The organism is Zooshikella ganghwensis DSM 15267, from assembly GCF_000428585.1.
Taxonomy (GTDB): domain Bacteria; phylum Pseudomonadota; class Gammaproteobacteria; order Pseudomonadales; family Zooshikellaceae; genus Zooshikella; species Zooshikella ganghwensis.
Genome location: NZ_AUAF01000148.1, coordinates 1 through 10,501 on the forward strand (window position 1 = coordinate 1; position 10,501 = coordinate 10,501).

Here is a 10,501-nt window from a genome sequence, read left to right on the forward strand (position 1 = left end):
AAACAATATACAGGATTCACCCACTGTCAGTCACGTAAAAAAGAAGCCACACATACTCATTTAAATGCTTCATTATCAGCACTTAATGTCTTGAAGTTAGAGGATCAGCTATTAAAAGGAAGTAATGATAGAACAGTAATTTCAATTGCCTCATGGAAACGTAAAAAATTTAATCAACACTTAATGGAAAAACTTTTTGACAAGTTAGGGTTAAGCTTAAGTATTCAAAAAGTCGCTCAAGTGTATAAACAGATGAGTGACTATGGGGCTATGGCTGCGTAAAAGTGTCTAGAGTATTGTTAGATCAAGCTTAATAAATTGTTAGGAAAGTTACAAAGGTAAAGTTGGAGGCTATTTTTTAGTAAAGCTATATAATTAGAAAAGGGTTTATTTATGCATTACAATCATCTTGATACCCTTTAAAAATACCAAATTTATCAGTAGAGATTTCTATGTCAAGTAAAACATTTTTTTTGATGATAAGTTTGATTTCTCCACTGAGTGAGTCTGACTTATTATTTTTAAACTCTATGTTTAATGTATTACCATCAATAGAGTATATAGCGGGTACTCCCTTTGACCAACCAGCAGTTTGACTTGAAGCTTTAAAATTATAAGTTTTTAATAACACATTGCTTTCATTTTCAAAAATAAGTTTTGCCACAGGAAAAACACCTATAGTTTGTGCATGCCATGTGCCAACTTTGTGAAATAAATCTGATATTTTTTCTTGCTTAATATCGAAAGTAACATATTTATAAAAATAGCTATCCCTTATTTTATCAAAATCGTTATCATTCTTCAGACGTTGCCTTCGACCAGGATCAAGTTGAATTGACCGAATCAAGTGCTTTTTCATTTTTTCTAAAGAAGGATTATAGCAAGGATCAGAAACAGTCTTTTGGTCAAGTAGGGCTAGAGTGGATGCATAGTTGTAATGAGCAAGAGCGTAGTTATAATCCTTGATAAGGGAACAATAAAAAAAATTTTTTGCTTCTATAAGTTTATTTCTTCGATAGGCAGCCATACCCTTTCGATTATACTCTCTTGACAAATTCTGATTAGAGATAGGCTTATCTGATGCTGATGATTGCATGTTACAGTTATTATTAATACTTGGTGATTTTGCCCACAAACTGCTAGCAATACAAAATATAAAAATGGCTAAATAGTTTTTCATTGATGACCTTTGCTTATATGAGTGACTTTCCATAGGCTACATTTTTATTTTTACTTCATTTTTAAAGTTTGCCCATTCTATTGGATTATCGACGAAATATTTATGGCAAGGTTTTCCTGTTACATCTTGGTGAAGGTATAAATCACTTTCAGTTAAACCAAATTTCTTTAGTAAAGATGAAGCTAGAGAAACTAAAGAGTTCCATGTGGCCTTGGCCATACTCCCATTACTATCCAGATGACAGCATTCTATACCTATAGTATGTGCATTTGGATAGTTACCTAATTTTTTTTGAATTCCATTTTTGTATATTTTAGCTCCAACGTGATAGGCGACCTCATTTTCAGGAATAACCTTTATTATTTCACCTTCTAGGCCGACAACAAAATGTGCCGAAGCAAATCTCTTTTCTCTTTCTATCTTCTCAAAGTTATCTCTAATTGTTTTTGCTTTTGCTTTGGGTACTGCTACCCAATGTATTACAATTCCTTTTACATCTTTAAGTTTAGTTCCTGGTCTTGAGTAACGATTTAATGGAATAGTGTCTTCTATAATATTAATATCATTTGTATTATTTTGAGATGGTTTTTGTTTTCGGCCTGAGCTATTTGACTCAACTTTACTAGTTTGAGCCGTTGGATTTTTTCCTGAAGCCTTATTAGGTTGTTGATTTGGTTTATTTTTACCTTTATTCTGCTTTTTACCCTGGCCAGTGGGCGCTATAACGACTTTATCGTTTGCTTCATCGGCTTTTTCAGGTATTTTTTCTTCAGAATTGGTGCCTCTAGTGGCACTCCCTCCAGCATTCATCCGCACTGTAGGCCCATTAATTTTCACTCCAGAGGGATCTAGTGTGAAGTAACTTCCTGAGCCAGATACAGACATCTGCATACCAGCATCAAACACTAGTTTGCCAGATGATTTGATATGAATTTCTTTTCCTGCTTCACAGTTATAATTTTTAGCAGATTTTTCAGTAAAATTCTGTTTTACAGTAATGAATTGTTTTTTCCACAAGTCTTCTTTCCATGTGCCGTGTATGCTTTCACTGAGAAGCTGCTTTATATGAATATGGTTTTGTTTATCTACTACGAGGTGACGATCATGGCATACTTTGAGGTCCTTATCGTTCTCAATTTTTATATCTTGATCGCGTTCACCGTGGATAAAAATTTGCTCTTGCGCTTTTTTGTCTTCAAAGCGTAACTCGTTAAAACCTTGACCTCCTGGTGTACTGCATGTTTTTACTGTTGTTTTTGTTTTTTGGTCAGGTAATTTATAAGGTGGTTTGTTACGGCCATTGTACAGCACACCTTTTATTAATGGTCTGTCAGGATCACCATTGACGAAGCTTAGCAGGATTTCTTGGCCAATACGTGGAATCTGAACAGTTCCCCAAGATGCACCTGTCCAAGGCTGCGCTACACGGATCCAGCAGGATGATTTCTCATTAGATTTACCGTCTTTATCCCAGTTAAACTGTACTTTTATACGACTATACTGGTCAGTGTAAATCTCTTCCCCTGCCGGTCCCACTACCATTGCGTTTTGTATGCCATTGAAGCGGTTACGCTTGTTGATGGTTGGCTTTGGTGCTCGAGCTTTAAACTCAACATTATTAGGAATACATATAAAGCTTGATGAGTAGCCGCTTGGCCCTCCGCTAGCCCCTTCTTCTAGTGACTGGGGTTGAGAACCATAGTGACTTACGCCATACAGTAAATACTCTTGATTGAGCGCGGGGTTATTATGTTCTGTGAGCTTGAATAGTTTACCTGCACTTAAATAAACGCAGTTACTTTCTCCGAGTCCTGTTTCTTTTAAGGCTTGAAAAGCTTTAAGCTGCGTTTGTGCTTGTTTCTGACCGATATCAGGCTTTTGGAATAGCCCGCCATGATGATAAACCTCGAAGTCCCCTTGGTTTGTTTGTTCACTGATTTCAAGTTTAAGAGATGGTTTAGTAAAATTATAATCTTTAACTGTAATTTTATTTGGTTGCACTTTGCTTTGTAAGCTGAAGTCATGAATTGTGTAATCGCGTTTTAATAATCCTGTGTGGCGGATATAAGGGATTTCTGGGGTCACCGGCAGGCGCTTAAAAATATACTGTGTGTCACTGATAAGTAACACATGCCGGTTTTGCTCAAAAATAAAATGATAGTGAAGCCCATCCTCGGCTAAAATTCGATTAAAAAATTCAAGATCTGTTTCATGATACTGTGTTGTATATGTACGCTGCGGGAGTTCTCCAGTGATTTCTATTTTGAAGTCATCCCCTTCTTTCAGCCCTGCATCCTTTAATAGGGTTTTAATGATTTGCGAAGTGTCCTGTTGTTGGAAAATCTTCATTTGTGTACGTTTTTCTAGCCGCCAGAGTTTTGGTGCCAGGACAACTTTATAACTGGCAAAACGACGTCCAGTGTCAATAAGCTCAATATTGACAATTATGCCATGTACATATCTGGGAGCTTCTTCTGCGCTGAAGGTGAGACAAGCAGGCTTATTTATAAGTGCACTGGTTGAAAGTTCAAAATTTGAACAGGCGACCGCCACCGTGAAATAAAACGGAGACGAAATTTGCTCTCTGCCTTTGAATTCAACAACACGAAACTCATCATTACAGCCTTCGACTGAAAACATAAATAAGCTTGAGTTTCCAAGACCCATAGTTGTCCCTTACAGTTAATTCAAACAGGTTGGGTATTATGCGAATAGCTTCAGTAATACCAAAGAGGGAACTGTGGTAGATATGCAATAGCAAGTTATTTTTATGTAATTGTGAGAGAAGCATCATAGTGTATGCGTCAATTCAAACAACAACGTGGTGGGAAAGACGTTTAGACATGGGCCGCTTGGCTGATTTTTTGGATTAAATAAGATGATTTGTAAAAGGCGATAACTACTTATAAAAGCAAACATTTAAAGTCCCTTCCAAATGTTTGCAATGATATTAACTTGGCACTATTTCTGTGTATTGCTATTGATCAATTCGTTACTTTTGCTATTCCAATCTATTTTTCTGGTACAGAACATGATTGCAGATAATGCTGCAAAAAGCCCGACAGATCCTAATAGTAGGGAGTAGTCGCGTTCTTGTAATAGTGTATATAAGAATCCATAAAGACAAATAAGAATAATACCCAGTAATAATGCTCGGAATGGTGTTTTTAGTACAGACCAGGCATAACTGGTAATCATTAATATTACACTGCTACTGGCGAGGATGTAGGCAGCAATAAAACCAATATGTTCAGCAAGTGCCAGGGTTAAAAGATAAAACATACATAAACCTGCACCAATCAGTAGATACTGAATATAGTGGACAGTTAATCGGCCCATTGCTTCCCACAACCAAATGACAATAAAAGTGAGGGCAATAAACAGTAAGTCGTATTTGATAGCACGATGAATCTGACGATATACATCTGTCGGGGTTGTTAGCTTTACGCCCACAACACTATTGGCTAAAGCGTCAGTGAAGTCGTTCGCATCGTTCCAGTATTGAGGAATATTTCTACTTAAGAAGGGGACCTGCCATTTAGAGTTAAATTCTGTATCAATGATATCACGCTGTTGGGGTAGCCAGTTTCCTTGAAAGCTAGGGTCAGCCCAGTTTCCTCCTATTGATATTGTTGACTCATTGCCAATGGGAGCAATATATAGTTCATCTGTTCCATTGAATTTAAGTTGAATGTTATAGGTGTGGCTGGTTGATGTTTCATCAATTTGGAGTTTGCTGTGTAAATACTGAATATCGCCAGGAAGGTGAGGGCTACCAGGTTGAAAGTTTAGCGGATGGCTATTCCATTGTAATTTACCTGAGATAAGCGCTTTACTATCGTTAAGCTTGATGGCAACAATTGCTTTGTCCCATTGTAAGCCATCTGGTGTTGTTTCTGGCAGTTGGAAATGACCCTTTATGGAAACATCAGCTTGATAAACAGGGACTTCATATAAACTTCTATAACGCTTTTCAATGGATAAATTAGCCATTGTTGACATAGCTTCGGGCAAAATAACATACCAATGATGTTTGCTAATGACCTTACCTGTCTCGTTATTAACATAGTGTGTGGTGTAAGGTATATAAATACTTGGGCCAAATAAAATCTGACTATTTCCCCATTTATTTGCAATTTCTCCAGCGGTCTGTCCTTTTCTAGATGCACGTTCATAGACTAAATCACTGATTTGAAATAACGGAATCTGTAAAAGCAAAACCAAAATGCCAAGGATAAATATCCTTAAGAGCTGAGACTGTTTTAACCATTGTTGAAAGTTTGTTGCCATACTTGAAGTATTCCATTTAACCTAGTTTGAGAGTGTGCCAAAGATCTGGATGATCTCACAGAAAGCTTATATCCTTTGCTGTGGGTATATTGCTGTGGATATAGTTAAGTCCTTTGTGGTTACTATTTTATACATGAATGACTTGTTAAAGGGATACCAATAACCCTTATTATTTTGGAATTGTACTGGTGAAAAGTGAAAATATGCGCTAAGAAAGTGCAAAAATGAAGATAAAAAGTGTCATTCTAGTGGCAGATAGATATTGCTATATAGTCCTACTTTTTTACAGTACAAGCGATTCAATAATATACCCTTCACCAATGATTTCTAAGTTTTGTTATCTTCACTCCTCTCCCCAATCACTTATTAATATAGGCTCATGGGAAATATAAGCTCATGGGTAATATAAGCTCATGTGGCTTCGTCACTTGATGGCCGTACCTAAAAACCATTTGTATTGGGTATATAATAATTACACATAAATAGTGTGATTTATGTTGAATATATATGTGAGTTGTGTCATATATCTGTGTCGGGTTTGAACTATTCAGTAGCCTGGTTGATGCAAGCGGAATATATGATGAAGTATGTGATTAAAAGTGTTATTTGTACGGTATTATTGCTGTCAGGATGTACGACATTAGTATTTGACTCTACCAGTAGTGATAGTGAATTAGCCATGGTGGTGTTATATCGTCCTGTGAGTGATGAAATACCTGAACGCTCGGCATTGTTTCTGTGGGATGAAAAACCTGTGGCAACGCTTGCTGCAGGCTATTTCACTGTGTTTACGACAAAGTCTGGGCAGCATACAGTAAGTCATAGTTGGCCTCATTGGTTTATGGATAGCCCAGATATGCAAGACGAGCTGTCAATGACAGTGAATGTTAAAGCTAATCAAGTGAATTATATCCGTATGGATAATAGCACCTTTCTAGACGGCAACTGGCTTACACTAAAGACAGAAATTAATCGTCAAACAGTTGAGGAGGCTAAGCCTGCCATAGCAGGCTGTCAATATCAGGTTGCTTCAAAGTACGTTCCCCAGTAGTAAATAAAGTGTTGATGATTTTTACACTGTGATTAACAGGACGCATCAGATTGAAGCGCCTTATAGTTTGATATTGCCTGGTTACAGCTAAGCGAACTTATTAAGGTTTCACGAGAAAATGCATTCGTTGAGGGTATTTATAGATGTCTACTATTGTCAAATGGCCTGTATTTTGCCTGAAATATATACGGCACTGAATAGGTAAAAACTATGTACTCCTATCGACGACGTTATATTAAGTATCACGGTTTTGCTCGGTGGTTATTGAAAGTAGCAAGCGACATTATTTTAGTCATAGCGGTACCATTACTTATTGTCTGGCTAATTATTTTATTTTTGAGTCAAAATACTATTGTTTAAATCTGTTAAGTTACATTAAAAGCCTAGTATCCTTACCTTCAAGGAAATCACATATACCTTTCGCGAATCAATTTTATGTGCGCTATCCATAGCGCTCACCCTAACGGGCCAGCGAAGCTGTTCTAATGTGTTCCCGACACATTAGAAGGGTTTGTTGTCTTTGCTCTTCACCCCAGTCCCCTAAAAATCTTTCGCTGTGGATATATAATTTTTACCATTACGATAGCCTCTGTTTATTGTTCAATAACTTGCGTAACCCCCGTCAAACGCGTCGAGAGCCCAATCATAAAAAATTGGTTGCCGCATCCTTGTGGCAAGCAGTTCAATGAATGTTGTCCTGTCTTTGCTTGATACTGCATGGTCATTAAATAATGGTGTATATCTTGCTATTAAATAGATATGAGTAGTTTTATTTTTAAATGGGGATTGATTATTAAAAGAAAATATCGAGTAAGAAACGCTTGATAGTAAATAGACTGTGTAAAGCTGTAAAAAAAATGAAAATATCCCCTTTGTTATAAATATATGTATGGAATTTTTTGTTCTAACAAATACAGCAAGCTGACATGATAATTAACCAATAGAATTATGCATTTTTTGTTAAATAGGATTGGATGATAAGGAGTTCATATAAAGGAAAACTCAAACTAAGGTAATGCGCCATGAATGAGAGCTTACGAGATAGTCTACTTAGCTATACTGATAAAGTAATTAGTGCTGATATATGTTATTTAACAGTTGATGATGGAGGCGGAGAAGGCGTCATTATATATAAGGATAATAAACCTTTGGTAAATATGGGAAACTGCGGTTATTTAGGCTTAGAACATGAAACAAAAGTAAAAGAAGCATCAATTAATGCAATCAATAAGCATGGTTTACATCTATCGAGTTCTCGAGCCTATATTTCATCAGAGCTTTATCAGTCTTTAGAAGAAAAACTTACCAAAATATTTAGCCGACCAGTGGTATTAGCACAAAGCACTCACCTAATACATATGGCTGTTTTACCCTTATTGATAAGCAGAAAAGATTTAATAATTTCTGATCAACAAGTTCATCGTAGTGTTCAGTTTGTTATAGAATATCTTACAGGGCAAGGTGTAAAAAATAAGCATATTTTACATAGTCGTTTGGATCAGCTTACTAATTTGTTGGATAAACATAAAGGTAGTTATTCAAAGATTTGGTACTTTGCTGATGGCATTTATAGTATGTTTGGTGATCGTGCACCAAACCACCAGCTACTAGAATTATTAAACAACTACGAGCAGTTACATATTTACTTTGATGATGCACATGGTATGTCGTGTTTTGGGGATAAAGGTCAAGGATGGAGTTTATCTTGTTGTTTGAAAAATCACCCAAGAGTGTATGTGGCAACTTCTTTAAGAAAAGGCTTTGGTGCAGAAGGGGCTGTATTTACCTGTCAAGATGAAAAAACCTGTAAATTGATAAGATTGATGGGAGGGCCTATTGTATTTGGTGGACCTATCTCTAATGGTGGGCTGGGTGCTGGTACTGTATGTGCAGATATCCACTTATCGAATGAGTTAGTAACATTTCAGGATAAACTTAATAAGAATGTACAGCACTGTCAGGCGCTATTAGAGCAATATGGATTGCCAGTATATTCTGATCCATTAACACCTATCTTTTTTGTAGGAGTAGGTGATCCTGATAATGGCGTGAGGCTTTCCAGAAAAATAATGGAGCGGGGTTTTTACTGTAATGTTGCCATGTTCCCAGTAGTACCTAAACGGCATACAGGATTACGATTTACCCTCACAGCACGTCATACCCCTTCACAAATCAGTGAGTTTACTGCTGTATTAAATGAGGTATTGAATTCAGACTCTGAAAGTTAATGGTATCTGAAAATTAATAGGTGATAGGGGGGAGGAGTGAAGATAACAAAGCCTAGAAGTCATTCGTGAAGGGGATTACTGCCAGGGAATGGCATGGTGCGATTACTCTCAACACATGAATAATAATCAGTGAAACTTTAATAGCTAATTCTGTTTAAATATTTTTAATCTATACTTTTCTAATTCAGATGTGATTTGATTAATATCTCTATGTTCAAGAAAATTATTTATGGAAGGTAAAACAAGCTCAACAAACTCTTTTTGTGAGTCTCGATCAAAGTATTGAGTAATTCCTGCAGCACTATCAAGCATGTTCTTTCCCTGTTGTATAAGACTTAGAGGCTCAACCGGAGCTGAATAATGAGGGGGGATATTCTTTATTATACGATTATATTGATGTTGAATATCTGGTGACCCAAGCATTTCAAGAAACCGTTTTGCATAGAGTAAATTCTTAGTATTATGTGGGATGAAATACAAATCGGTAGGTGCTTCTTCATAAACTGGAATATTGGTGTTTATGGTTGGAAAACGGAAGAAGTTTAAATGGCTTTTTAATGCCCCTGCCCTGGCGACAACAAAGTGGCCAATGAGTATCATCGCTGCTTTTTCTCGAGTGATTTCCGGTAAAATATCAAACCACTCCTGGTTAATATAGTCTGTAACTAAACATTGTTGATCTAAAAGTTGCTTCCAGTAAGTGAAAACTGATTTCACCTGAGGTTGCAAGAAAGATTCTTTGCCTTGTAATAGCCTGTTATGAAAGTCAATTCCATTAATTCTAAGGTTAAAGTAATCAAACCAGCCCATTGCTGGCCATAACCCTTTGTTTCCTATGATGATTGGTTGTTTACCGGCTTTAGATAATGTGTCGCATACTTTGAGGAGGCCTTGCCAATTATTTGGTGGAGATAAACGATACTTTTTGAAAACAGCTTCGTTGTAGTAAATCCCCCAGTGGTAATAACTCACAGGTATTGCATAATATTGATTGTTGAACTTAACTAAATTTTTAATACCCTGAGAAAAACTTGTCTCCCACTGTTGCTGTTGCCATAAATCATTTATAGGTAAAATAAGGTCTTTTCTCACTAGGTTAAAAAGTCGTTCACCACCTTGCCAATACATGACGTCAGGTCCTTCTGTTGCTGTAAGCCAGCGCATCAACTTTACTTTATAGTTGGCATCACTTTCAGGCAGTATTCTTACTTTAACGGAAGGGTAGCGTTGCTCAAACTCTCTTGCTAAGTACCGATATGCTTTTCCTTGTTCTGCGCCAACATTAAGCACTGTGACGTCAAGAAAGTTTTGCTGTGATCCATTAAGTTGAAAACTTTGCAAGGCGAGTAAAAAAATGATGAGTTGTCTTATAAGCGTTTTAATACCAATGAGAAGGAATATTTTCAACTAAGTATACCTTATCAAGCAAAGCTCTTTTTATGCACATTTTTCGCGTGTTACTTATGCTCGACTTTGGCCATCAAGCAGCCATCGCGAGTTGATTAATTAAAGTGTCAGCGTCATTGGGTGTTAATTTAATAAAGTCATCACTTATACTTGAGTTTGAAAAATATTCTTCAGCCCAAATTGTTCGCCTAATAAATGCGATGACATCGGAAAATGTTGCTTGATCTTTTTTGTCATACCAACTGGTTAATGCCGGTTGTAAAAGAGTGGATTGTCTCATTTCTTTGGCGATAACACAGGCTAAGGAATACAACCCCATTAATACAGGCGTTGTTCTACCGATGG

Annotated in this window: 8 protein-coding genes and 1 pseudogene; 4 read left to right on the plus strand and 5 right to left on the minus strand. The window is 36.7% G+C overall.

Annotation, left to right across the window (positions count from 1 at the left end):
* A pseudogene (locus F607_RS34840) lies at positions 1-282 on the plus strand (hypothetical protein); the annotation flags it as partial.
* A 109-nt stretch (positions 283-391) separates the two neighbouring features.
* Here F607_RS34840 and F607_RS0121365 read toward each other — a convergent pair.
* From F607_RS0121365 to creD, 3 genes are all read right to left on the minus strand, one after another.
* The gene (locus F607_RS0121365; RefSeq protein WP_027709707.1) at positions 392-1,180 is read right to left on the minus strand and encodes a tetratricopeptide repeat protein; all 789 of its coding nucleotides are present in this window, start codon (positions 1,178-1,180) and stop codon (positions 392-394) included.
* Between the two features lie 36 nt (positions 1,181-1,216).
* Positions 1,217-3,847 (minus strand): type VI secretion system tip protein TssI/VgrG, encoded by a 2,631-nt coding sequence (tssI, locus tag F607_RS0121370; protein WP_027709708.1) that lies wholly within the window; start codon positions 3,845-3,847, stop codon positions 1,217-1,219.
* 294 nt (positions 3,848-4,141) lie between these two features.
* Positions 4,142-5,470 carry a cell envelope integrity protein CreD gene (gene creD / locus F607_RS0121375; protein WP_027709709.1) on the minus strand — a complete coding sequence of 443 codons (1,329 nt, stop codon included), beginning with the start codon at positions 5,468-5,470 and terminating at the stop codon, positions 4,142-4,144.
* Positions 5,471-6,032: 562 nt separating this feature from the next.
* Here creD and F607_RS0121380 point away from each other — a divergent pair.
* The 3 genes from F607_RS0121380 to F607_RS30985 all read left to right on the plus strand — a co-directional run bounded on the left by F607_RS0121380 (position 6,033) and on the right by F607_RS30985 (position 8,749).
* The gene (locus F607_RS0121380; protein WP_157365556.1) at positions 6,033-6,521 is read left to right on the plus strand and encodes a hypothetical protein; all 489 of its coding nucleotides are present in this window, start codon (positions 6,033-6,035) and stop codon (positions 6,519-6,521) included.
* A 210-nt stretch (positions 6,522-6,731) separates the two neighbouring features.
* Entirely contained in the window at positions 6,732-6,881 is a 150-nt protein-coding gene (locus tag F607_RS35260; protein WP_211233690.1) for a hypothetical protein, read from the plus strand.
* 662 nt (positions 6,882-7,543) lie between these two features.
* On the plus strand, positions 7,544-8,749 hold the full coding sequence (locus F607_RS30985; protein WP_051311718.1) for an aminotransferase class I/II-fold pyridoxal phosphate-dependent enzyme: 1,206 nt from the start codon (positions 7,544-7,546) through the stop codon (positions 8,747-8,749).
* Between the two features lie 144 nt (positions 8,750-8,893).
* Here F607_RS30985 and F607_RS30990 read toward each other — a convergent pair whose 3' ends face one another.
* On the minus strand, positions 8,894-10,156 hold the full coding sequence (locus F607_RS30990; protein WP_051311719.1) for an ABC transporter substrate-binding protein: 1,263 nt from the start codon (positions 10,154-10,156) through the stop codon (positions 8,894-8,896).
* Positions 10,157-10,229: 73 nt separating this feature from the next.
* Positions 10,230-10,501: hypothetical protein (locus F607_RS34845; protein ID WP_027709711.1), on the minus strand; the 272-nt coding region annotated here is incomplete at its 5' end.

Coding starts and splice junctions, on each gene's coding strand:
- F607_RS0121365 (WP_027709707.1), bottom strand. CDS start 1,180: ATGAAAAACTATTTAGCCATTTTTATATTTTGTATTGCTAGCAGTTTG.
- F607_RS0121380 (WP_157365556.1), top strand. CDS start 6,033: ATGCAAGCGGAATATATGATGAAGTATGTGATTAAAAGTGTTATTTGT.
- tssI (WP_027709708.1), bottom strand. CDS start 3,847: ATGGGTCTTGGAAACTCAAGCTTATTTATGTTTTCAGTCGAAGGCTGT.
- F607_RS30985 (WP_051311718.1), top strand. CDS start 7,544: ATGAATGAGAGCTTACGAGATAGTCTACTTAGCTATACTGATAAAGTA.
- creD (WP_027709709.1), bottom strand. CDS start 5,470: ATGGCAACAAACTTTCAACAATGGTTAAAACAGTCTCAGCTCTTAAGG.
- F607_RS35260 (WP_211233690.1), top strand. CDS start 6,732: ATGTACTCCTATCGACGACGTTATATTAAGTATCACGGTTTTGCTCGG.